Here is a 21,149-nt window from a genome sequence, read left to right as displayed (position 1 = left end):
GGCGCTCGGGAGGAAATGCGATGAAGGCCCACGACGGCATGTACATCGGCGGGGAATGGCGGCCCGCGTCCGGCACGGACCGGATCGAGGTCCTCAACCCGGCCGACGAACAGGTGCTCGGCTCGGTCCCGGCCGGCACCGCCGAGGACGTGGACACCGCCGTACGGGCGGCCCGTACGGCCTTCCCCGGCTGGGCTGCCACCCCGCCCGCCGAGCGGGCGGCCCGGATCGCCGCCCTCCGGGACGTACTGATCGCCCGCAAGGGGGAGTTCGCCGAGATCATCACCGCCGAACTCGGCTCCCCGCGCGGTTTCTCCGAGATGGTGCACGTCGGGGCGCCGATCGCGGTGTCCTCCTCGTACGCCGAACTGGCCGCCGGGCACTCCTTCGAGGAGCGGATCGGCAGCTCCACCGTGCTGCTGGAACCCGTCGGCGTGGTGGGGGCCATCACCCCCTGGAACTACCCGCTGCACCAGATCGTTGCCAAGGTGGCACCCGCTCTCGCGGCGGGCTGCACGGTCGTCCTCAAGCCCGCCGAGGACACCCCGCTGACCGCGCAGCTCTTCGCCGAGGCCGTGGACGAGGCCGGCCTGCCGGCCGGTGTCTTCAACCTGGTGACCGGCACCGGGCCGGTCGCCGGTCAGGCGCTGGCCGCCCACCCCGAGGTGGACCTCGTCTCCTTCACCGGCTCCACCGCCGTGGGCCGGCTGGTCGGTGCCGCGGCCGGGGCCGCCATCAAGCGGGTGGCCCTCGAACTGGGTGGGAAATCGGCCAATGTCATCCTGCCCGGGGCGGACCTGGCCAAGGCCGTTGCCACCGGTGTCGGCCATGTCATGAACAACTCCGGCCAGAGCTGCAACGCGCTCACCCGAATGCTGGTCCACCGCGACCAGTACGAGGAAGCCGTCGCGCTCGCCGCCGGGGCCGTCGCCCACTACCCCGTCGGCGATCCGGCCGACTCCGGCACCCGGATCGGCCCGGTGGTCAACGCCAAGCAGCGGGACCGGGTTCGCGGCTACATCGAGAAGGGCGTCGAGGAAGGCGCCCGCCTGGTCGCCGGCGGCCCCGAGGCGCCGCACGAGCTGGGCTACTTCGTCGCGCCCACCGTCTTCGCCGATGTCACCCCCGAGATGACCATCGCCCAGGAGGAGATCTTCGGCCCCGTGCTGTCGATCCTCCCGTACGAGGACGAGGAGGACGCCCTCCGCATCGCCAACGGCACCGTCTACGGCCTCGGCGGCGCGGTCTGGGCGGCCGACGACGAGACCGCGGTCGCCTTCGCCCGGCGCATGGACACCGGCCAGGTGGACATCAACGGCGGCCGGTTCAACCCGATCGCCCCGTTCGGCGGCTTCAAGCAGTCCGGGGTCGGCCGCGAACTCGGCCCGCACGGCCTCACCGAGTACCTCCAGACCAAGTCCCTGCAGTTCTGACCCGCGGTGCGGACCCGCAGTCCCGATCCGTGGGTCCGATCCGAAGTTCCGACGACCGCCCCGCCCACGGAGAGAACACCACCATGGTCCGCGCCGCCATCCTGCCCGCCGTCGGAGCCCCCCTGGACATCCGGGAGATCCTGCTTCCCGAACCCGGTCCCGGGCAGGTCCGGGTCAAGCTCGCCGCCGCCGGGGTATGCCACTCCGACCTCTCCCTCGCCAACGGCACCATGAGGGTGCCGGTGCCTGCCGTCCTCGGCCATGAGGGCGCCGGCACCGTCCTCGCCGTCGGCGAGGGAGTCACCCATGTCGCCCCCGGCGACGGAGTGGTCCTCAACTGGGCCCCCTCCTGCGGAGCCTGCCACCACTGCGCCATCGGCGAGGTGTGGCTCTGCGCCCAGGCCCTGGCCGGGGTCGGCCGGGTCCACGCCCACGACGCCCGGGGCACCGAACTGCACCCCGGCCTCAACGTGGCCGCCTTCGCCGAGGAGACGGTCGTCGCGGCGAACTGCGTGCTGCCCGCCCCGGCCGGCATCCCGCTCACCGAGGCCGCCCTGCTCGGCTGCGCCGTCCTCACCGGCTGGGGCGCCGTGCACCACAGCGCCCGGGTCCGGGCGGGGGAGTCGGTGGCGGTGTTCGGGGTCGGCGGGGTGGGCCTGGCCACCCTCCAGGCCGCCCGGATCGCCGAGGCCGGACCGGTGATCGCGGTGGACGTCTCCCCGGCCAAGGAGGAACTGGCCCTGGCCGCCGGCGCCACCCACTTCGTCCTGGCCTCCGCCACCACCGCCAAGGAGATCCGTGCACTGACCGCCGGTCACGGGGCGGACGTGGCCATCGAATGCGCGGGCCGGGCCGAATCCATCCGTACCGCCTGGGACTCCACCCGGCGCGGCGGCCGCACCACCGTGGTCGGCATCGGGGGCAAGGACCAGCAGGTCACCTTCCACGCCCTGGAGATCTTCCACTACGCCCGCACCCTCACCGGCTGCGTGTACGGCAACAGCGACCCCGCCCGGGACCTGCCGGTGATCGCCGAACACGCGCTGGCCGGCCGCCTGGACCTCGGCTCCCTGGTCACCGACCGCATCGCCCTGGACGGCATCCCCGCCGCCTTCGACACGATGCTCGCCGGCAAGGGCGGCCGCTCCCTGGTCGTCTTCTAACCCGCCGGAACTCCGTGCCCGGGTCCGGGCCCGTGCCCGCCCCTGCGCCCCTGCCCGGTTTCGGCTGCCCGGCCGGGGGGCTAGGGCGGGGTGGGGAGGGTGGCGTACTGGAGGGTGAGGCCGTCCAGTAGGGCGGTCAGGCCCGTGGTGAAGGCGCCCTCGTCCACTTCGCGTTGGCGGTCGGCCAGGAGGTGGGCCTGGCCGAGGTGGGGGTAGTCGGACGGGTCGTAGGCGGCCTCGTCGTCCACGAAGCCGCGGGCGAACGAGGCCATGGCCGAGCCGAGGACGAAGTAGCGCATCAGGGCGCCGATCCGGGTCGCGTGGGCGGGCGGCCAGCCGGCCGCCGTCATGCCGCCGAACACCGCGTCGGCCACCCGCAGTCCGGCCGGGCGGCGGCCCGGACCGCGGGCCAGTACCGGCACGATGTTCGGATGGTCGGACAGGGCCGCCCGGTAGGAGAGGGCCCAGTCCTCCAGCGCGGTGCGCCAGTCGCGGGGATCGGCCGGGTCGAACATCGACAGGTCGACCCGCGCGCTCACGGCGTCCGCCACCGCGTCCAGGATCTCGTCCTTGGTGCGGAAGTGGTTGTAGAGGGAGGGGCCGCTGACCCCGAGGGCGGCGGCCAGTCGGCGGGTCGAGACCGCTTCGAGCCCCTCCGAGTCCACCAGGGCGCCCGCCGTCGACACGATGCGGTCCCGGCTGAGGAGGGGCTTGCGCGGTCTGGCCATGCGGCTCATAGTAGGCCGTGCCGCAATAAACTACCGCTGCTAATTAATGCGCTGTGCGAGGGCGAGGGGTGGCCGTGAACCTGGAGCTGAGCGAGGAGCAGGAGGCCGTACGGGACCTCGCCCGGGCGTTCACCGACCGCGAGGTCACCCCGTACGCCGCCGACTGGGACCGGGCCGAGGCCGTCGACCGGGCCATCGTGAAGAAGCTCGGCGGCCTCGGGTTCCTCGGGCTCACCGTCCCCGAGGAGTACGGCGGCTCCGGCGGCGACCACCTCTCCTACGTGCTGGTCACCGAGGAGCTCGGCCGCGGGGACTCCTCGGTGCGCGGCATCGTCTCCGTCTCCCTCGGCCTGGTCGCCAAGACCATCGCCGGCTGGGGGAGCGAGGCGCAGAAGCGCGCCTGGCTGCCCCGGCTCTGCTCCGGCGAGGCCCTCGGCTGCTTCGGGCTGACCGAGCCCGGCACCGGCTCCGACGCCGGCAGCCTGACCACCCGCGCCGTCCGCACCGGGGACGGATGGGCCATCGACGGCACCAAGATGTTCATCACCAACGGCACCTGGGCCGATGTGGTGCTGCTGTTCGCCCGCACCGCGCCCGCCCTCCCGGGGGAGCCCCCGCACCGCGGGATCTCCGCCTTCCTGGTCCCCGCCGACGCGCCCGGCCTGACCCGGCGCGAGATCCGCGGCAAGCTGGGGCTGCGCGGGCAGGCCACCGCCGAACTGGTCCTGGAGGGGGTGCGGGTGCCCGACGGTGCCCTGCTCGGCCCCGAGGGAAAGGGGTTCTCGGTGGCCATGTCCGCCCTCGCCAAGGGGCGGATGTCGGTGGCCGCCGGCTGTGTGGGCATCGCCCGGGCGGCCCTGGAGGCGGCCGTCGGATACGCCGCCGAGCGCGAACAGTTCGGCAGGCCCATCGCCCACCACCAGCTGGTGCAGGAGCTGATCGCCGACATCTCCGTCGACGTGGACGCCGCCCGGATGCTGACCTGGCGGGTCGCCGACCTGATCGACCGCGGCCGGCCCTTCGCCACCGAGTCGGCCACCGCCAAACTCTTCGCCTCCGAGGCCGCCGTCCGGGCCGCCTCCAACGCCCTCCAGGTGCACGGGGGTTACGGCTACATCGACGAGTACCCGGTCGGCAAACTGCTCCGCGACGCCCGGGTGATGACCCTGTACGAGGGCACCAGCCAGATCCAGAAGCTGCTCATCGGCCGCTCCCTCACCGGGGTTTCGGCGTTCTGAGCGTCGGCGTCCCGGGTGTGGGGCGGAGGTGCTGAGTACGGGCGGGGCGTGGAATTGAGTAGGAGTACGGATGGGGCCCGGCCGGGGTCGGGCCGATGCTGGACCCATGAACGAGACACCGGTCAAGCAGCAGAACACGGGGGCGTACTACGGCCAGGCCGTCGCCTCCTTCGGCATCGCGCTGGGCGCGGTGACCCTGGGGATCTACAACCTGGAGGCGGACGCCTGGGTGCGCGCCTTCCTCGGCATCGCCGTCCTCTACCTGACCACCTCGGCCTTCACCCTGGCCAAGGTGATCCGGGACCGGCAGGAGGCCTCGCAGATCGTCAGCCGGGTGGACCAGGCCCGGATGGAGAAGATCATGACGGACTACGACCCGTACCACCCGAAGCCCCCGAAGTCATAGCTGAGCGGGCCGCCCGCCCACTCGGCCCGCGGCGCCCGCGCCCGTCGGCCCGCGCCCGCCGGCCCGCGCCTGCGGGACTAAGCGCTTGCTCATTCTCCGGTAATGTGGGGGCTTCGACAGGTGGCGGAGGGGTGAGAGCAGGGATGGACAGCGTGGCGGAGGCCGGTGGCGGGAGTGCCGGGTACGTGCCGTGGTCGGAGGTCGCTCCCGACGCGGCCCGGCGGCTGCTGATCGCGGCCGTGGAAGCCTTCGCGGAGCGCGGTTACCACGCCACCACCACCCGGGACATCGCGCAGCGGGCCGGGATGAGTCCGGCCGCCCTCTACATCCACTACAAGACCAAGGAAGAGCTGCTCCACCGGATCAGCCGGATCGGTCACGACAAGGCCCTGGAGATCCTCCGGGTCGCGGCCGAGGGCCCCGGGAGCGCCGCCGAGCGGCTCGATGCCGCGGTCCGGTCCTTCGTCGGCTGGCACGCCGCGCACCACACCACCGCGCGGGTGGTCCAGTACGAGCTCGACGCCCTCGGGCCGGAGCACCGCGCCGAGATCGTGGCGCTGCGCCGCCGGAGCGATGCCGCGGTCCGCCGGATCCTCGCCGACGGCGTGGCGGCGGGCGAGTTCGACGTCCCCGACCTGCCCGGCACCACCCTGGCCGTGCTCTCGCTCTGCATCGACGTGGCCCGCTGGTTCAGTGCCACGGGCAACCGCACCCCCGAGGAGGTCGGCGCGCTCTACGCCGACCTGGTCCTGCGGATGGTGGGCGCGGCCCGCCCCGGGGCCGGGCCCTCCGCCCGGCCGTCCGCGCCTCAGAAGTAGTAGCGGGACACCGTCTCGGCCACGCAGACCGGCTTGGGGGAGCCCTCCCGCTCCACCGTGACCGTCGCCGCGACCTGCACCCCGTCGCCCGCCGCCGTGACCTCCGTGATCACCGCGGTCGCCCGGAGCCGTGAGCCCACCGGCACCGGTGCCGGGAAACGGACCTTGTTCACGCCGTAGTTGATGCCCATCCGCATGCCCTCCACCCGCATGATCCGCGGTACCAGGCTGGGCAGGAGCGCGAGCGTGAGGTAGCCGTGGGCGATGGTCGTGCCGAAGGGGCCGGCGGCGGCGCGCTCGGGGTCCACGTGGATCCACTGGTGGTCCCCGGTGGCGTCGGCGAACAGGTCGATGCGCTTCTGGTCGACCTCCAGCCAGTCACTGGGACCGAGCGGCTCGCCCGTCCCGGCGCGCAGTTCCTCGGCGGACGTGAAGATCCTCGGCTCGGCCATGCGTCTTCCTCTCCAACTCTCCATCGGCAGATCAGAACAAGCGCTTGCTCAGCTCGCGCCCGGCACGGTCAGCATGGTTGCGCACCATGGCTATGTCAACGGAGCAACGGAGCAACGGAGCAAGGGATCAACGGACTCCCGACCCGCCGACCCCGCCCGCCGCCGACTAGGCTCGGCCGAGTGCCGCAGATTCCCGAGAACGTCCATGAACTCACCGTCGGACAGCTGTCCGCGCGCAGCGGAGCGGCCGTGTCGGCGCTCCACTTCTACGAGGCCAAGGGGCTGATCAGCAGCCGGCGCACCTCGGGCAACCAGCGCCGCTACACGCGTGACGCGCTCCGCCGGGTGGCGTTCGTCCGGGCCGCCCAGCGGGTCGGAATCCCGCTCGTCACCATCCGCGAGGCACTCGCCCAGCTCCCCGAGGAGCGCACCCCGAACCGCGAGGACTGGGCCAGGCTCTCCGCGACCTGGCGCTCGGAGCTCGACGAGCGGATCAAGCGGCTGAGCCGGCTCCGCGACCATCTCACCGACTGCATCGGCTGCGGCTGTCTCTCGCTGGAGAGCTGTGTGCTCTCCAACCCGGACGACGCCTTCGGCGAGCGCCTCACCGGCTCCCGTCTGTGACCGCGGCCGCCGCCCGTACCGCCCGCGCCCCCCGGATCAGTTGAGCGCTGGACGGGGCCGGGCTGCCGTCCGGCAGGTGGAGTACGTCGCCGATGCCGATCCGGATGCCCCAGCGGCGGGCCGCCGCCAGTCGGAGCACCGGCCAGGCGGCGGACTCCCGCCCGTACAGCAGCCGGTCGGTGCCGGCCGGCAGCCGCAGGCCGTCCAGCACCTCCGGGTCGGCGGCGGCCAGTTCCACGCACCACCGGTCCACCCCGGCCGGCGCGGCCCAGGCCCGCTCCAGCCCGGCCCCGGCGGTGTCACCGCCCGGACGCAGGACCATGTCCACCGCCACCCCCCGCGCCGCGAGCGCGGCCGCCGCCGCGGCGGCGCCGGGCAGCGCCGGGTCCAGCAGGGCCCGGTCCGGCAGGGCCTCCCAGGCCCGGATCCGGGACGCCGGTTCCTTCCCCCCGGGTGCCGCCGCGCAGACGGCCACCACCACCGGCACCGGGGTCGGCGCCAGGGCCGCCCGGAGCTCCCCGAGCAGCGGCCCGACCACCCGCGGGGAGAGGCTCTCCCGTCCGCACGGGGTCCGGGGGTGCACCAGCAGCTCGTCGGCCCCGGCCGCCACCGCCGCCACCGCGGCCTCCACCAGCGCCGCCGGGGACATCGGCACCGCCGCACCGTCCGCCGCCGTCCGTACCCCGTTCAGCGAGGCCTGGATCATCACGCCGAGTCCGCCAGCGCCGCCCGCGGCACGACGATCCCGCAGCCGGCGCACACCGGCCCGGCCCACGCCCCCCAGCGCAACTCCCGCTCCCCGCAGACCGGGCAGCCCGTGCCCGGCTCCGACTCCAGTGCCCGCACCAGCCGGCGCAGCACCTCGCCGAGCGGGCCGTCCGGCCGCACCCCCGGGTCGGCGCAGCGCACCACGGCCTCCCCGCCCCAGGCCCGGTCCGGCCGGCGCACCCCGTGGTGCTTCTCCCGGCGCCGCCGTTCCGCGAAGTGCCGTTCGTACTCCAGCCAGACCGCCCTGGCCTCCTCCAGTTCCTCCAATGCCGCCACCAGCCGCTGTGGGTCGGCCGCACGGTCCTCCGGGGCGATGCCGTGCCGGTCGCACAAGTGCCACCAGGTCGCCCGGTGTCCGTACGGCGCGAATCTCTCCAGGCAACGACGCAGCGAATGCCGCCGCAGCGCCCGGTCGTTCCGCGCGTCACGCACCTGCACCGCCAGACTCCGGAAACCCGCCATCACATCTCACCCCCACCACGTCCGCTCTCGTTCCTCGCGTGTCCGTCATGGGGCCAACATGCCCGGCCGGACGTGGGCGCATGCGGGGGCGGACGGGGCGCGAGGGTGGTGTTTGGCCGGAAGTCAGCGCCCCAGCCGCCCCGCCGCCACCACCAGTCGGGCCAGTTCCGGATGGCAGATGTCGCTGTGCGCCCCCGACGGAGGGCCGCCCCGCCGGACCACCGCCGCCGCGTCCACACTGGCGCAACCGGTACCCGGCAGCCCGCCGCGCAGCGCCTCGTCGAGGGTGAGGCGCATGCTGCCGGGGACGGCCTGGACCCCATCGTGGCCCATCGCGCCCCACCGGGCGTCGAACCCCGCGAATCCGGCCGAATCACCCGCCATCCGGGAGGCCAGCGGATAGAACACCCGCAGGGCCGCGTCATGTCGCGAGTAGCAGGACACCACCGGCCCGGCCACCCGCCGCTGGAGCCCGGCCAGGGCTCCGCCCCGGCCGTCGTCGTGCGGCAGTCGGTCCGCGAACGCGTAGTGGGAGAAGGCCCCTTGGAGCAGCGTCAGGGACCGTACGGTGCTCCGGTCGGCCGGGAGCGCGCGCAGCGCGAACGACACGACCCGGGCGCCGAAGCTGTGCCCGATCAGATGGATCCGGAGCTCGGGACGGTCCGCGGCGAGCCCCCTGAGCAGCGGTCCCAGTCCGCGCTCGCCCACCACCCCGGCCCGCTTCTTCATCCGGTGGTACGTGGCCTGCCGCAGCAGTTCCCTGGCGCCGCCCCACAGGCTCGGCGGCCCGTCCAGCCCGGCCTCCGCCAGCCCGTCGCCCAGCAGCCGGCAGGGGTCGCCGGGCCCGGGGCCGTCCCGGTGCCCGGTGCCGTCCGGCTCCGCGAACAGGGCGGGCAGCGGCCGGTCCTCCTCACCGTCGGCCACCAGCGCCCTTACCAGTGAGACCAGTTCGACGAGCGCCTCCTCCGACTCCGGCCGTGCGTCGAGGAGTTCGGCGATCCGGTTCAGTTCGGCCGGGCGGGCGGGCCAGAACCCGGACAGCGCCCGCCGGGTGGCCGGGTCCAGCCCGGGGGAGCCGGCGGGCACCAGCCCCGGCGGGTCGAAGTCGGGTATCGGCTCGTCCGCGAACCGGATCGAGGGCCACAGCACCCCGGCGTACCCGAGCCGCACCCCGGGCCGGACCAGCCCGGGGAAGGGGGCGAAGAACCGTCCGTAGAGCCGGGTGGCGGTGGAACGCTCACTGTTCCAGCCGTGCGAGAACACCAGCAGATCGGTGGCGTCCAGTCCGGCCACCGCCGCCCGGTCCGCCGGATCCGCGTCCCCCTCGGCGTCGAAGACCAGCTCCGCGTAGGGCCCGACCCCGATCCCCGGCCCCCCGCCCACATCCGCCAAGGCACTCGGACCCGCACCCGCACCCGTATCCGCTACAGCGCCCGGCTCCGCGCCCGCGCCCAGTCCCGCATCCGACATGAGGTCCCCCTCCGCCGCGCTCCCGCCACCCGCACCCGCTCCGCCACCCAGCATCCCGCCGCGGGGCCGGTCCGGCCAGAGTCGCGGCAGACCCGGCGGCGGCCGCTCACGGATACAGCAGGTGCTCCTCCCGCACGGCGGCGAACCGGGCCAGCCCGGCCGCCCAGTCCGCCGCGATCTCGTCCACCCCGGCGCCCGCGTCCACCAGCCTGCGGACCCGGTCCGAGCCGGTCAGCTTGTCGATCCACCGGTCGGAGCGCCAGGCGAACCCGCTCCAGGACCGGCGCGCGGTCACCAGCAGCCCGATGCCGGTCCGCACCGGGTCGAAGGCCGTCCGGTCGTGCACCAGGACCCGCACCCCGCCGCAGGTCCTCCCGGCGAACTTCGAGAAGGTCGGGGTGAACCAGGCCTCCCGGAACCACACCCCCGGCAGCCCCAGCGCGTCGGCGGCCTCGGCCCACCGGCGGTCCACCCCCTCGGCCCCGAGCAGTTCGAACGGTGTGGTCGTGCCCCGCCCCTCCGACAGGTTGGTGCCCTCGAACAGGCAGGTCCCGGCATAGGCCAGGGCGGTGTCCGGGGTCGGCACGTTGGGGCTGGGCGGCACCCAGGGCAGCCCGGTGGCCCCGAAGTGCATGTCCCGCCGCCACCCCGACATCCGTACGGTCTCCAGCCGGACCCGGCCGCCCAGGAACTCCGCGTTGAACAGCAGCGCCAGCTCGGCGGCCGTCATCCCGTGCGCCAGCGCGATCGGCTCCCGGCCGACGAAGCTCGCGTACGGGCGCTCCAGCACCGGGCCGGCCGCCCGCAGTCCGCCCACCGGATTGGGCCGGTCCAGCACCACCACCGGCTTCCCGGCGAGCGCGGCCGCGCGCATGCAGTCGTAGAGGGTCCAGATGTAGGTGTAGAAGCGGGCGCCGACGTCCTGGATGTCGAAGACCACGGTGTCCACCCCGGCGGCGGTGAACACCTCGGCGAGCTCCTGACCGCTCTTGCCGTACGTGTCGTGGACCGGCAGCCCGGTCGCCGGGTCCGTGCTCCGTCCCTCGGAGCCGCCCGCCTGGGCGGTGCCCCGGAATCCGTGCTCCGGCCCGAACACGGCGGTCAGGTCCACCCGGGGGTCCGCGTGCAGGACGTCGACCAGATGGCGGGCGTCCGCCGTGATCCCGGTCGGGTTGGTGACCACCCCGATCCGCCGCCCGGCCAACTGCGCGTACCCCCCGGCGGCCAGCCGTTCGAAGCCGGTCCGCACCCGCTCCGCTCCGGCGGCGGTCCCGGCCGCCGCCGTCCCGAGCGTTCCGGCGGCCCCCGCCGCCCCCACCAGTCCCAGCAAGCCCCGACGCGACAGGTTCATCCGGCCACGCTAGGCCGCCGCACCCTTCCCCCAGGACATACCGACTGGTTAGTCTGCCGCCGTTCCCCTTCGACCGCGGGACGGCGGAGACGAAGGCGCAGGACGGAAGCGGAAGACGAGAGGTGGATGCCGTGGGCGCGTACCAGGACCAGGGAGTCGTCGTCACCGGCGCGGGCGGCGGGATCGGCGCCGCCCTCGCCCACCGGTTCGCCGCCGAGGGCGCCCGGGTGGTGGTCAACGACCTGGACCCGGACCGGGCCGCCGCCGTGGCCCGGTCCGTCGGGGAGCGTGCCGTCGCGGTGCCCGGGGACGCCGCGGAGACCGTGGACCGGGCCCGCGAGGCGCTCGGCGGCACCGTGGACGTCTACTGCGCCAACGCCGGACTGGCCTCCGGCGGCGACGCGTTCGCCGAGGAGGCGGTCTGGGAGGCCGCCTGGCAGACCAATGTGATGGCGCACGTCCGTGCCGCCCGCCTGCTGCTGCCGGACTGGCTCGACCGGGGGAGCGGCCGGTTCGTGTCCACGGTCTCCGCCGCAGGGCTCCTGACCATGATCGGAGCGGCCCCGTACAGTGTCACCAAGCACGGTGCGCTCGCCTTCGCGGAGTGGCTCTCGCTGACCTACCGCCACCGCGGCGTCCGGGTCCACGCCATCTGCCCGCAAGGGGTGCGCACCGACATGCTGACCGCCGCCGGCTCGGCCGGCGAGCTGGTCCTGGCGCCGGGCGCGATCGAACCGGAAGCGGTCGCCGAGGCCCTGTTCGACGGTATGGCGAAGGGCACCTTCTTGATCCTCCCGCACCCCGAGGTCGCCGGGTACGCCACGGCCCGTGCCACGGACCCGGACCGCTGGCTGAACGGCATGAACCGCCTCCAGCGCGCCTGGGAGACCGGATGACGGCCCGCCCGGGGCACCGTGCCGTGCCGGGCCCCCGGTCCGCCGGACCGGCCGGCCGGCCCTGGCTGGCCCGGCTCAGCGCCGCCCAGCGGGCCCCGCTCGACCCGCCGCCCAGCGTGCTGCACGCCTTCCGGGCGGCCGTCGCCCGGGCCCCCGACCGCACCGCGCTCGGCTACTTCGACGCCCGGCTGAGCTATGCCGAGACCGACGCCCTCTCCGACTCCCTCGCCGGTTGTCTGGCCGCCGGGGGCGTACGGCCCGGAGACCGGGTCGCGGTGATGCTCCAGAACACCCCGCACCTGGTGCTGGCCGTCCTGGCCGCCTGGAAGGCCGGGGCGGTCGTGGTCCCGCTCAACCCGATGTACAAGACGGGCGAGGTCCGGCACGTCCTGACCGACTCCGGGGCCGTCGCCCTGGTCTGCGGGCCCCAGGACTGGGCCGGGTTCCTGCGCGGGGCCGCGGCGGGCACGGACGTACGGTCCGTGCTGACCGCCGACGCCCGAGACCTCCAGACCCGCGACGACCCCCGGGTCTTCCCGCCGGCGGGCCCGCAGCCCGCACGGTCCGCGTCCGCCCCCACCGACCTGCCCACGGGGGACCTCCCCGCCGCCGACCTTCCGGCCGCCGACCTCCCCGCCGCCGACCTCCTCGCCGCCGCGCGCTCGGGCCGCCCGGCGCCCGCCGGCGTGCCCGCCCCCGGTCCCGCCGACACCGCCCTGATCAGCTACACCTCCGGCACCACCGGCACCCCGAAGGGCGCCCTCAACCCGCACGGCGCGCTCATCCACAACGCCGCCCGCCAGGTCGCCGGCCATCCGATACCCGAGGGCTCCGGCTACTTCGCCCTGGCCCCGCTCTTCCACATCACCGGCATGGTCTGCGAGCTCGCCGCCTGCTTCACCAACGCCGGCACCCTCCTCCTCGCCCACCGCTTCCACCCCGGCGTGGTCCTGGACGCCTTCCTCGAACACCGGCCCGCCTACACCATCGGCCCGGCCACCGCCTTCCTCGCCCTCACCGCCCATCCGGACGCCACCCGGGACCACTTCGCCTCCTTCCGGATCGTCTCCTCCGGCGGCGCCCCGCTCCCGCCCGCCCTGGTCGAACGGCTCCGCCGCGGCTTCGGCTGCCCGCTGCGCAACGGCTACGGCCTGACCGAGTCCAGCGGCGCCGTGGCCTCGGTGCCCGCCCATCTCGAAGCCCCGGTGGACCCCGTCTCCGGCACCCTCTCGGTCGGCGTCCCGGGCGCCGACACCGTGGTGCGCATCCTCGACGAGCGCGGCCGCGAACTGCCGTTCGGCGAGACCGGGGAGATCGCGGTCCGCGGCCCGCAGGTGGTGCCGGGCTACTGGCGGCGGCCCGAGGAGACCCGGACCGCCTTCCCGGACGGCGAACTGCGCACCGGGGACGTCGGGTTCATGGATCCGGACGGCTGGCTCTACGTGGTGGACCGCAAGAAGGACATGATCAGCGCGGCCGGATTCAAGGTCTGGCCCAGGGAGGTCGAGGACGTCCTCTACACCCATCCCGCGGTCCACGAGGCCGCCGTGGTCGGCGTCCCGGACCCCTACCGCGGGGAGACCGTGAAGGCGTACGTCAGCCTGCGCCCCGGGGCCGCCGCAGGGCCGGACGAGCTGTCCGCGTACTGCGCCGAACGCCTCGCCGCGTACAAGTACCCGCGGCAGGTGGAGATCCTGGCTGTCCTTCCCAAGACCACCAGTGGCAAGATCCTGCGTGGAAAACTGCGCGAGCGCGGCTGAAAACCGCCGGAGATCCCTACGAAGCGCGCAGGACGCACCACGCAGCACGCGACACGTACGACGAAGGACGAAGGGAAGGGACTGGCCATGGCCGCGAGGACCACGCCGACCACGCCGACCACGGCGACCGCCTCGCCGGTGAGAGCCGGCGAGGACGCCCCGGTGCCGCAGCGACTGCTCGCGGTGGCCACCCGGCTGTTCGCGGAACGCGGCTACGACCGCACCTCGGTCCAGGAGATCGTGGAGGCGGCCGGGGTCACCAAGGGCGCGCTCTACCACTACTTCGGGTCCAAGGACGATCTGCTGCACGAGGTGTACGCGCGGATGCTCCGGCTCCAGCAGCAGCGGCTGGACGCGGTGGCCGGATCCGGCGCCCCGGTCGAGGAGCGGCTGCGGACGGCGGCCGCGGACGTGGTGGTGACCACCATCGAGAACCTCGACGACGCGATGATCTTCTTCCGGTCGATGCACCAGCTCAGCCCGGAGAAGTTCAAGCAGGTCCGGGCCGAGCGGCGGCGCTACCACGAGCGGTTCCGGGCGCTGATCGAGGAGGGCCAGCGGGCCGGGGTGTTCTCCACCGCCACCCCCGCCGACCTGGTGGTGGACTACCACTTCGGCTCGGTGCACCACCTGTCCACCTGGTACCGGGCGGACGGCCCGCTCACCCCGCAGCAGGTCGCCGACCACCTCGCCGACCTGCTGCTGCGGGCGCTGCGCCCGTAACCCTTCCGGCCGGCCGGTGCCGGGCCCGCCGAGGGTCAGCCGAGCGGGAGCACCCGGCGGCCCCAGGTCGTCTCGGCGACGACCGCGAAGGAGATGTACCAGGCGATTCCGGCGCAGGCCAGGCCGAGGAAGCCGCCGGTCCGGCCCAGTGCGGTGATCTGCGAGAGGTCGCCCAGGGCCAGGAACAGGAAGGTCAGCGCGAGCACGCCGAACAGCAGCCGGTGGGCCAGGTCCAGCTTCATCGCGGCCAGCGACATGTAGGCGGTGAACACGAACCAGCCCACCAGGAACCAGCCGGTCGCGATGTGCGCCTGGTCGGCGGGCAGACCCGGCACGACGAACTTCACGTATCCGGCGAAGGACATCCAGAAGGCGCCGTAGGAGACGAAGGCGGTGGTGGCGAAGGTGTTGCCGCGGCGGAACTCCATCAGGCCGGCCGCGAACTGGGCCAGCCCGCCGTAGAACAGGGCCAGCGGCAGCACCACGGCGCTGAGCGCGGCGTTCGCGATCAGTCCGGAGTTGAACAGGCTGAGCGTGAAGGTGGTCAGCGCGAAGGCGGCCAGGCCGAGCGGGCCGGGGTTGGCGAGCGACGGGGCCGCGGCGGCCGGGGCGGGAGCGGCGGCCGGGACGGGAGCGGCCGTCGGGGCGGTCTCCGGCTGCGGGCGGGCCGGGGCAGGGGCCAGGGTGGGGCTGGGCATGGCGAAGACACTTTCGGTGGGGGGACATCCCGAATATATCGGACCTCGCTCATTGGTCCAGACCACGAAGGACCCCCGGTCCCCGGGCCCAAGGGCCCGGGGACCGGGGGTGGCGGTCCCTCCGTCCGTCCGTTCTGTCGGTGGCCGTCCCGCTACGGGGCGACCTTCAGCAGCTTGTTCGCGGTGCCCGCCGACGGGTTGGTCACCGCGTCCGGGGTCGCCGCCCCGGTGATCGCGGACGCGGCCTGCTCCGGGGTCGCCCCGGGCTGTCCGGCCAGGTAGAGGGCCAGCGCCCCCACCACGTGCGGGGTGGCCATGGAGGTGCCGGAGATGGTCTTGGTGCCGGTGTCACTGTCGTTCCAGGCCGAGGTGATGTCCGAGCCCGGCGCGTACAGGTCCACCACGGAGCCGAAGTTGGAGAACTCCGACTGCGCGTCGTCCTTGGTGCTCGACGCCACCGTGATCGCCTCGGTCACCCGGGCGGGAGAGCCCTGGCCGGCGTCGGAGGACTCGTTGCCCGCCGCGACGGCGAAGGTGACGCCCGAGGCGATGGACCGCCGCACGGCCTCGTCCAGGGCCTCGTCCGCGCCGCCGCCCAGACTCATGTTGGCCACCGAGGGGCCCTGGTGGTTCTGGGTCACCCAGTCGATGCCGGCGACCACCTGCTCGGTGGTTCCCGAGCCGTTGTCGTCCAGCACCCGGACGGCGACCAGCTTGGCCTTCTTGGCGACCCCGTGCTCGGTGCCGCCGATGGTGCCGGCCACGTGTGTGCCGTGGCCGTTGCCGTCGTCGGCGCTCTCGTCGTTGTCCACCGCGTCGAAGCCGTGCACGGCCCGGCCGCCGAAGTCCTGGTGCGTGATCCGTATGCCGGTGTCGATGACGTACGCGGTCACCCCCTCGCCGCCGGTGTCCGGGTAGTTGTACTTCTTGTCGCCCGCGGTCCCGGCCTGGTCGATGCGGTCCAGGCCCCAGGAGGGCGGGTCCTCCTGGGTGGCGTTGATGGAGAACTTCTTGTTCTGGACGACCTTGCCGACGGCCGGGTCCGCGGCCAGCCGCTTGGCCTCCTTCTCGGTCATGCCCGAGGCCGAGAAGCCGTTGACCCCGGAGCCGTAGCTGCGTTGCAGTTCGCCACCGTACTTCTGGGCAAGTGCTTCCTTGTCCGCGGATCCGTCGAGGATGACCACGTAGCTGCCGCTGACCGCGCCGGGTGCGCCCAGCCCGTAGACCGTGCCCTCGGCCGGTGTGGACGCACCGGCGAAGGGGGTCGTGAGCAGGGTCGCGGTGACCGCGGTCGCGGCCCCGGTGAGGACCGCCGCGTAGCGAAGTCCGCGCGAACGCTTGTGAGTTGCCATGAAGAGGGTTCTCCTCGTGTTGACGTGTGGGGCGTCAAACCTTCTGGAAAACCCTGTTCCGATTGACAGGCGCAAATCAAGATCTTGCGGCCCTCAGGGGATATTCAACAAGGTTTCTTAAAACCGTCCCCGCATCGCCTCCATGTCGCACACCCGTTCTTGCGAACTCCTGCACCAATCCATCACGTTCGGGTGTAACGCCCCAACTCGCGCCGCGCCAGCGACCGCTGGTGCACCTCGTCCGGCCCGTCGGCCAGCCGCAGGGTGCGGGCAGCGGCCCACAGCTCGGCGAGCGGGAAGTCCTGGCTGACCCCGCCCGCCCCGTGCAGCTGCACCGCGTCGTCCAGGATCCGCACCACCGCGCGCGGGGTCGCGATCTTGATGGCCTGGATCTCGGTGTGCGCCCCCCGGTTGCCCGCGGTGTCCATCAGCCAGGCCGTCTTCAGCACCAGCAGCCGCAGCTGCTCCACGGTGACCCGGGCGTCCGCGATCCAGTTCCGCACCACCCCCTGGTCGGCCAGTGGCCTTCCGAAGGCCGTACGGTCCAGGGCCCGCCGGCACATCAGCTCGATCGCCCGCTCCGCCATCCCGATCAGCCGCATGCAGTGGTGGATCCGGCCGGGGCCGAGCCGCGCCTGGGCGATCGCGAATCCGGAGCCCTCCTCGCCGATGAGATGGGAGGCCGGCACCCGGGCCCCGTCGAAGACCACCTCGGCGTGCCCGCCGTGGTCGTGGTCCTCGTACCCGTACACGGTCATCGCCCGGCGCACCTCCACCCCCGGGGTGTCGCGCGGGACCAGCACCATCGACTGCCGGCGGCGCGGGTCCGCGCCCTCCGGATCGGTCTTGCCCATCACGATGAAGACCGCGCAGTCCGGGTTCATCGCCCCGGAGATGAACCACTTCCGCCCGGTCAGCACGTACTCCGAGCGGTCCGCCGACCGCTCGATCCGGGTCTCGATGTTGCCCGCGTCCGAGGAGGCCACCTCGGGCTCGGTCATCGCGAACGCCGACCGGATCTCGGCCGTCAGCAGCGGCTCCAGCCACCGCTTCTTCTGCTCCTCGGAGCCGAACTGGGCCAGCAGTTCCATGTTCCCGGTGTCCGGGGCCGCGCAGTTCACGGCCATCGGCGCCAGGTGCGGGCTGCGGCCGGTGATCTCCGCCAGCGGGGCGTACTGGAGGTTCGTCAGCCCCGCCCCGTACTCCGGGTCCGGGAGGAAGAGGTTCCACAGGCCCCTGCGGCGGGCCTCGGCCCGCAGTTCCCCGAACACCTCCGGGGTGTCCCAGGGGGAGTCGAGGGCGGCCCGCTGGGCGGCGGCGACCGGCTCCGCCGGATACACCCGCTCGTCCATGAACGCGAGCAGCCGCTCGCGGAGTTCCTCGGTCCGGGCGTCGTACGCGAAGTCCATGCTGTCGGCTCCTCAGCCTTCCTGGAGGGTGGTCAGACCGTGTTCGATGAAGACCGGGACCAGCTCGCCGATCCGGTCGAAGCCCGCGCCGACGGTCTGCCCGAGGGTCCAGCGGTAGTGGATGCCTTCGAGGATCACCGCGAGCTTGAACCAGGCGAAGGCCGTGTACCAGGCGACCGCCCCGGTGTCCCGGCCCGACCGGGCCGCGTACCGCTCGACCAGCTCGGCCGGCGCCGGATGGCCGGGCGCCCCGCTGGTCGTGCTGACCGCGGAATCCGCGAGCCCCAGGTCCGAGCTGTACATCACCAGCAGCCCGAGGTCGGTCAGCGGATCGCCGAGGGTGGACATCTCCCAGTCCAGTACGGCCCGCAGGGTGTCGTCCGGGCCGCCGATCAGCACGTTGTCCAGCCGGAAGTCCCCGTGCACCACGGTGGGGGCGGGGGAGCGCGGCAGGGCCCGGCCCAGGGCCGCGTGCAGTTCGTCGATCCCGGGCAGTTCGCGCTCCCGGGAGGCGTCCAGCTGCTTGCCCCAGCGGCGCAGCTGCCGGTCCAGGAAGCCCTCGGGGCGGCCGAAGTCGGCGAGGCCCACCTCCGCCGGGTCCACCGCGTGCAGGTCGACCAGGGTGTCGACCAGCCCGAGCACCGCCCGCCGGGTGCGTTCCGGTCCCAGCGCGGCGAGCTGGCCGGCGGTCCGGTAGGGGACCCCTTCCACGTACTCCATCAGATAGAACGGCGCCCCGAGCACCTCCTCGTCCTCGCACAGCAGCAGCGGCTCCGGCACCGGGACGGCCGTCCCGTGCAGGGCGGCGATCACCCGGTGCTCGCGCCGCATGTCGTGCGCGGTGGCCAGGACATGGCCGAGCGGGGGCCGGCGCACCACCCAGCGGCCGGTGCCGTCGGTCACCGCGTAGGTGAGGTTCGAGCGGCCGCCCTCGATGAGCCGGCCGGTCAGCGGCCCGTCCACCAGGCCGGGCAGATCGCGGTCGAGACGGCCGCGCAGCCGCTCCAGGTCGAGGCCCCGGGGCCCGGGACCGGCGGGATCGGCTGAGGTCATGTGCGCACCTCCGTACGGAGTCGATGCTGTTGGCGCCCATCATGCCGACCAGTCGGTATGCCGTCCAGGGGGCGTGCCCGCCGGGCCTGCCGGACCCGCCTGGCCTGCCGGCGGCCCGGCCCGGCCCGGCGCTCGCGAGCGAGCGGCGCCGGGGCCCGGCCGCCTCGGCCGTGACCGGCCGGCCCGGTTCAGGCGTGGCAGGCCACCGGCACGCCGCCGTTCATCACCGTCATGTCCCGGATGACCCCCACCAGGTCCAGCGGGGACCCCTCCGGCAGCCCGTCCAGCTCCGCGTACGCCCGGTGCAGGTTGGCCACCAGCCGCTCGCCCTCCCGCCAGGCCGCGAACTCGCCGGGCAGCTCGGCCCGCCGCGCCGCCTCCAGCGGCTCCTGCCCCTTCGCCCGGGCGTCCCGGGCGAGTTCCGCCACGTACCGCAGGTACCGCTCGGTGGCCTCGTACGCGGACGGGTCGGTCAGCGGGCCGTGCCCCGGCACCACCGTCTCGGTGTCCAGTCCGCGCAGCAGTTCCAGGGCCCGCAGCGAACCGGCCAGCGAGCCCATCATCAGGAACGGGGTGCCCCCGGCGAAGACCAGGTCCCCGGTGAACACGGTCCGCCGGTCCGGCAGCCACACCACCGAGTCCCCGGTGGTGTGCGCCACGCCCGGATGGATCACCTCGACCTCGGTGTCGCCCAGGTGCAGGGTCAGCCGGTCGGTGTAGGTGAGGTCGGGCGCGACGATGTCCACCGACCCGAAGTCGTTCTCCGGCCAGATCAGCTCCAGCTGGTGCCCGGCGGCCAACTGCTCGGCCCGGGCCCGCTCGTGGCCGATCACCACCGCCTCGGGCGTGAACAGCTCGTTGCCGTAGGTGTGGTCGCCGTGGTGGTGGGTGTTGACCAGCAGCCGGGGGAGCGGCACCCCGGACGCCAGCACGGCCTCCCGCAGGGCCTCGGCCCGGCGCCGGGTGGCGGCCGTGTCGACGAGCAGCGTGCGGCCGCCGTCCGAGACGAACCCCGCGTTGTTCAGACACCAGCCGCCGTCCGGCTGCACATAGGCGTGGACCCCCGGTGCGGTCCGCACCAGATAGGGCTTGTCGACGGTCATCTGCGCTCTCCCCGGGTCACGTTGACGGACGTGACGCATCCTGCCAGCCGCCGCGCGGCCCCGGGGAGGCGGAAGGCCGTCGGCCGGGACGGCTCAGTGGTCGTCGTAGTGGCCCTGGTGCTCGGCGTGCCGGTGTCCGTCGTGCAGGTAGTCCAGGTGGTCCCCGTGCGGGACGGACGCGTGTCCGCAGTCCGCGCCGTGCCGGTGCTCGTGACCGGTGTGCGTCCGGTGGCCGTCCGGCTCGCACTCGTCCCAGTGCCCGTCGTGCCGCCGGTGCAGGTGCCCGTCGTGCGCGTAGTCCACGTGGTCGCCGTGGCTGACCTCGGTGTGCCCGCAGCCGGGGCCGTGCGCGTGTGCGTGGGTGGAGTGTTCCTGGTGCATGGTGGTCATGGCACCGAGGCTAGTGAGACGCGCCCGCTATCGCCCGGTTCGGCGGGCGCGGCGCCAGGACCCGCCGATAACTGGGATCAGCTGACCGGCGACCGGGATCAGCGGATCAGCGGATCAGCGCGAGCGCGAACACCGCCAGCGCCACGGTGCACACCGCCGCCCCCAGCGCCGCCCGCGGGGCCAGATCGGCCGGCCGGACCGCGGCCAGCTCCCGGATCCGCCGGTGCGCCACCCCCATGAACCCCAGCCACACCAGCACGATGAAGGCGGTCCCGCCGAGCTCCACCGGCGAGCCCGAACCGTGCAGCGCCTGCCGGACCGCCAGCACCGCGGTGACCGTGCAGCTCAGCGTCGTGCGCCGCCAGGCCAGCCGGGTCCGCTCCGGTTGCAGCCCCGGGTCCCGGACCCCGCCCGCCGTCCCGCCGGGCGCGCTCACCGGCCGGTCGTCCAGCCCATCAGCACCACCACGATCATCGCCACCGCCACCAGCCCCACGCCCAGGCTCAGCACCACCGGGAACCGGGACACCGGCAGGTCCTCGCCGCGCCGCATGGCCCGCTCGCACCGCACCCAGTGGTTCACCGCGCGCAGCGCGCAGGCCGCGCCCACCACCAGCAGGGCCACCGCCATCCCGACCCGGACCGCCCACCGCAGGTCGGGCAGGAACTGGTCCACCGCGAACCCGCCGCCCACCAGGGCCAGCGCGGTCCGGATCCAGGCCAGGAAGGTCCGCTCGTTGGCGAGCGAGAACCGGTAGTCGGGGGTCTCGCCCTCGTCCCGCATCCGCTGCGGCGCGAACCAGAGCCGCACGTCCTTGACGAAGTCGATCACAGGGGCAATCTACGCGGCCCC

General features: G+C 73.9%; 23 protein-coding genes. 9 read left to right on the top strand and 14 right to left on the bottom strand.

From position 1 onward, the window contains the following. Nucleotides 1–20: 20 nt before the first annotated feature. Both ACZ50K_RS22670 and ACZ50K_RS22665 read left to right on the top strand, forming a co-directional pair. Nucleotides 21–1,433 (top strand): aldehyde dehydrogenase family protein, encoded by a 1,413-nt coding sequence (locus tag ACZ50K_RS22670; protein WP_468905835.1) that lies wholly within the window; start codon nt 21–23, stop codon nt 1,431–1,433. 83 nt (nt 1,434–1,516) lie between these two features. Then, nucleotides 1,517–2,596 (top strand): zinc-binding dehydrogenase, encoded by a 1,080-nt coding sequence (locus tag ACZ50K_RS22665; RefSeq protein WP_468906022.1) that lies wholly within the window; start codon nt 1,517–1,519, stop codon nt 2,594–2,596. Between the two features lie 80 nt (nt 2,597–2,676). Here the strand turns inward: ACZ50K_RS22665 and ACZ50K_RS22660 are convergent, their stop codons facing one another. Beyond that, nucleotides 2,677–3,324 carry a TetR/AcrR family transcriptional regulator gene (locus tag ACZ50K_RS22660; protein WP_468905833.1) on the bottom strand — a complete coding sequence of 216 codons (648 nt, stop codon included), beginning with the start codon at nt 3,322–3,324 and terminating at the stop codon, nt 2,677–2,679. A gap of 74 nt (nt 3,325–3,398) precedes the next feature. Here ACZ50K_RS22660 and ACZ50K_RS22655 point away from each other — a divergent pair, with 74 nt between their 5' ends. From ACZ50K_RS22655 to ACZ50K_RS22645, 3 genes are all read left to right on the top strand, one after another. Continuing rightward, nucleotides 3,399–4,562 (top strand): acyl-CoA dehydrogenase family protein, encoded by a 1,164-nt coding sequence (locus tag ACZ50K_RS22655; protein WP_468905830.1) that lies wholly within the window; start codon nt 3,399–3,401, stop codon nt 4,560–4,562. 106 nt (nt 4,563–4,668) lie between these two features. Continuing rightward, complete coding sequence (locus tag ACZ50K_RS22650; RefSeq protein ID WP_468905828.1) at nt 4,669–4,968, top strand: YiaA/YiaB family inner membrane protein; 300 nt, start codon at nt 4,669–4,671, stop codon at nt 4,966–4,968. A gap of 143 nt (nt 4,969–5,111) precedes the next feature. Next, nucleotides 5,112–5,786, top strand: a complete 675-nt coding sequence (locus tag ACZ50K_RS22645; RefSeq protein WP_468906020.1) for a TetR/AcrR family transcriptional regulator — start codon at nt 5,112–5,114, stop codon at nt 5,784–5,786. On the opposite strand, the gene ACZ50K_RS22640 is transcribed toward ACZ50K_RS22645, so the two are convergent. Further along, nucleotides 5,777–6,238, bottom strand: a complete 462-nt coding sequence (locus tag ACZ50K_RS22640; RefSeq protein WP_468905825.1) for a MaoC family dehydratase — start codon at nt 6,236–6,238, stop codon at nt 5,777–5,779. The genes ACZ50K_RS22645 and ACZ50K_RS22640 overlap by 10 nt on opposite strands. A gap of 180 nt (nt 6,239–6,418) precedes the next feature. Between ACZ50K_RS22640 and soxR the strand changes: the two genes are divergently transcribed. Next, the gene (gene soxR / locus ACZ50K_RS22635; RefSeq protein ID WP_468905823.1) at nt 6,419–6,862 is read left to right on the top strand and encodes a redox-sensitive transcriptional activator SoxR; all 444 of its coding nucleotides are present in this window, start codon (nt 6,419–6,421) and stop codon (nt 6,860–6,862) included. On the opposite strand, the gene ACZ50K_RS22630 is transcribed toward soxR, so the two are convergent. The 4 genes from ACZ50K_RS22630 to ACZ50K_RS22615 form a co-directional block, all read right to left on the bottom strand. After that, the gene (locus ACZ50K_RS22630; RefSeq protein WP_468906017.1) at nt 6,843–7,568 is read right to left on the bottom strand and encodes a 3-keto-5-aminohexanoate cleavage protein; all 726 of its coding nucleotides are present in this window, start codon (nt 7,566–7,568) and stop codon (nt 6,843–6,845) included. The genes soxR and ACZ50K_RS22630 overlap by 20 nt on opposite strands. Beyond that, on the bottom strand, nt 7,568–8,092 hold the full coding sequence (locus tag ACZ50K_RS22625) for a hypothetical protein (protein WP_468905821.1): 525 nt from the start codon (nt 8,090–8,092) through the stop codon (nt 7,568–7,570). The genes ACZ50K_RS22630 and ACZ50K_RS22625 overlap by 1 nt, the downstream gene beginning before the upstream one ends. A gap of 123 nt (nt 8,093–8,215) precedes the next feature. Continuing rightward, the gene (locus ACZ50K_RS22620; RefSeq protein ID WP_468906014.1) at nt 8,216–9,484 is read right to left on the bottom strand and encodes a serine-threonine protein kinase; all 1,269 of its coding nucleotides are present in this window, start codon (nt 9,482–9,484) and stop codon (nt 8,216–8,218) included. A 184-nt stretch (nt 9,485–9,668) separates the two neighbouring features. Next, nucleotides 9,669–10,913 carry an exo-beta-N-acetylmuramidase NamZ family protein gene (locus ACZ50K_RS22615; protein ID WP_468905819.1) on the bottom strand — a complete coding sequence of 415 codons (1,245 nt, stop codon included), beginning with the start codon at nt 10,911–10,913 and terminating at the stop codon, nt 9,669–9,671. Between the two features lie 131 nt (nt 10,914–11,044). Here ACZ50K_RS22615 and ACZ50K_RS22610 point away from each other — a divergent pair, with 131 nt between their 5' ends. The 3 genes from ACZ50K_RS22610 to ACZ50K_RS22600 all read left to right on the top strand — a co-directional run bounded on the left by ACZ50K_RS22610 (nt 11,045) and on the right by ACZ50K_RS22600 (nt 14,292). After that, a complete protein-coding gene (locus ACZ50K_RS22610) occupies nt 11,045–11,809 on the top strand; it encodes an SDR family oxidoreductase (RefSeq protein WP_468905817.1) in 765 nt (254 codons plus the stop codon). Next, nucleotides 11,806–13,569 carry a class I adenylate-forming enzyme family protein gene (locus ACZ50K_RS22605; protein WP_468905815.1) on the top strand — a complete coding sequence of 588 codons (1,764 nt, stop codon included), beginning with the start codon at nt 11,806–11,808 and terminating at the stop codon, nt 13,567–13,569. Before ACZ50K_RS22610 ends, ACZ50K_RS22605 begins: the two co-directional genes overlap by 4 nt. An 87-nt stretch (nt 13,570–13,656) precedes the next feature. Next, nucleotides 13,657–14,292: a TetR/AcrR family transcriptional regulator gene (locus ACZ50K_RS22600; RefSeq protein ID WP_468905813.1), complete on the top strand. Its 636-nt coding sequence runs from the start codon at nt 13,657–13,659 to the stop codon at nt 14,290–14,292. Between the two features lie 35 nt (nt 14,293–14,327). On the opposite strand, the gene ACZ50K_RS22595 is transcribed toward ACZ50K_RS22600, so the two are convergent. The 8 genes from ACZ50K_RS22595 to ACZ50K_RS22560 form a co-directional block, all read right to left on the bottom strand. Further along, complete coding sequence (locus ACZ50K_RS22595) at nt 14,328–14,990, bottom strand: acetate uptake transporter (protein ID WP_468905811.1); 663 nt, start codon at nt 14,988–14,990, stop codon at nt 14,328–14,330. Between the two features lie 152 nt (nt 14,991–15,142). Beyond that, entirely contained in the window at nt 15,143–16,342 is a 1,200-nt protein-coding gene (locus ACZ50K_RS22590; RefSeq protein ID WP_468905809.1) for a S8 family peptidase, read from the bottom strand. 182 nt (nt 16,343–16,524) lie between these two features. Then, on the bottom strand, nt 16,525–17,751 hold the full coding sequence (locus ACZ50K_RS22585) for an acyl-CoA dehydrogenase family protein (protein WP_468905807.1): 1,227 nt from the start codon (nt 17,749–17,751) through the stop codon (nt 16,525–16,527). 12 nt (nt 17,752–17,763) lie between these two features. Beyond that, entirely contained in the window at nt 17,764–18,804 is a 1,041-nt protein-coding gene (locus ACZ50K_RS22580; protein ID WP_468905805.1) for a phosphotransferase family protein, read from the bottom strand. Nucleotides 18,805–18,992: 188 nt separating this feature from the next. After that, nucleotides 18,993–19,907, bottom strand: a complete 915-nt coding sequence (locus ACZ50K_RS22575) for an MBL fold metallo-hydrolase (RefSeq protein ID WP_468905803.1) — start codon at nt 19,905–19,907, stop codon at nt 18,993–18,995. Nucleotides 19,908–20,000: 93 nt separating this feature from the next. Beyond that, on the bottom strand, nt 20,001–20,297 hold the full coding sequence (locus tag ACZ50K_RS22570; RefSeq protein WP_468905800.1) for a hypothetical protein: 297 nt from the start codon (nt 20,295–20,297) through the stop codon (nt 20,001–20,003). A gap of 106 nt (nt 20,298–20,403) precedes the next feature. Beyond that, complete coding sequence (locus ACZ50K_RS22565; RefSeq protein WP_468905797.1) at nt 20,404–20,733, bottom strand: DUF202 domain-containing protein; 330 nt, start codon at nt 20,731–20,733, stop codon at nt 20,404–20,406. Next, nucleotides 20,730–21,128 carry a YidH family protein gene (locus tag ACZ50K_RS22560; RefSeq protein WP_468905795.1) on the bottom strand — a complete coding sequence of 133 codons (399 nt, stop codon included), beginning with the start codon at nt 21,126–21,128 and terminating at the stop codon, nt 20,730–20,732. Before ACZ50K_RS22560 ends, ACZ50K_RS22565 begins: the two co-directional genes overlap by 4 nt. Between the last annotated feature and the right edge of the window lie 21 nt (nt 21,129–21,149).

The organism is Streptomyces sp. NPDC033845, from assembly GCF_055576225.1.
The sequence above is the reverse complement of the archived record's forward strand: the minus strand, read 5'-3'. Positions and strand labels throughout refer to the sequence as shown.

Bases quoted from the DNA above. Each gene is read 5' to 3' on its own strand.
- ACZ50K_RS22670 (WP_468905835.1), top strand. From the start codon at position 21: ATGAAGGCCCACGACGGCATGTACATCGGCGGGGAATGGCGGCCCGCG.
- ACZ50K_RS22665 (WP_468906022.1), top strand. From the start codon at position 1,517: ATGGTCCGCGCCGCCATCCTGCCCGCCGTCGGAGCCCCCCTGGACATC.
- ACZ50K_RS22660 (WP_468905833.1), bottom strand. From the start codon at position 3,324: ATGGCCAGACCGCGCAAGCCCCTCCTCAGCCGGGACCGCATCGTGTCG.
- ACZ50K_RS22650 (WP_468905828.1), top strand. From the start codon at position 4,669: ATGAACGAGACACCGGTCAAGCAGCAGAACACGGGGGCGTACTACGGC.
- ACZ50K_RS22645 (WP_468906020.1), top strand. From the start codon at position 5,112: ATGGACAGCGTGGCGGAGGCCGGTGGCGGGAGTGCCGGGTACGTGCCG.
- ACZ50K_RS22640 (WP_468905825.1), bottom strand. From the start codon at position 6,238: ATGGCCGAGCCGAGGATCTTCACGTCCGCCGAGGAACTGCGCGCCGGG.
- ACZ50K_RS22630 (WP_468906017.1), bottom strand. From the start codon at position 7,568: ATGATCCAGGCCTCGCTGAACGGGGTACGGACGGCGGCGGACGGTGCG.
- ACZ50K_RS22625 (WP_468905821.1), bottom strand. From the start codon at position 8,092: ATGGCGGGTTTCCGGAGTCTGGCGGTGCAGGTGCGTGACGCGCGGAAC.
- ACZ50K_RS22615 (WP_468905819.1), bottom strand. From the start codon at position 10,913: ATGAACCTGTCGCGTCGGGGCTTGCTGGGACTGGTGGGGGCGGCGGGG.
- ACZ50K_RS22605 (WP_468905815.1), top strand. From the start codon at position 11,806: ATGACGGCCCGCCCGGGGCACCGTGCCGTGCCGGGCCCCCGGTCCGCC.
- ACZ50K_RS22600 (WP_468905813.1), top strand. From the start codon at position 13,657: ATGGCCGCGAGGACCACGCCGACCACGCCGACCACGGCGACCGCCTCG.
- ACZ50K_RS22595 (WP_468905811.1), bottom strand. From the start codon at position 14,990: ATGCCCAGCCCCACCCTGGCCCCTGCCCCGGCCCGCCCGCAGCCGGAG.
- ACZ50K_RS22590 (WP_468905809.1), bottom strand. From the start codon at position 16,342: ATGGCAACTCACAAGCGTTCGCGCGGACTTCGCTACGCGGCGGTCCTC.
- ACZ50K_RS22585 (WP_468905807.1), bottom strand. From the start codon at position 17,751: ATGGACTTCGCGTACGACGCCCGGACCGAGGAACTCCGCGAGCGGCTG.
- ACZ50K_RS22580 (WP_468905805.1), bottom strand. From the start codon at position 18,804: ATGACCTCAGCCGATCCCGCCGGTCCCGGGCCCCGGGGCCTCGACCTG.
- ACZ50K_RS22575 (WP_468905803.1), bottom strand. From the start codon at position 19,907: ATGACCGTCGACAAGCCCTATCTGGTGCGGACCGCACCGGGGGTCCAC.
- ACZ50K_RS22570 (WP_468905800.1), bottom strand. From the start codon at position 20,297: ATGACCACCATGCACCAGGAACACTCCACCCACGCACACGCGCACGGC.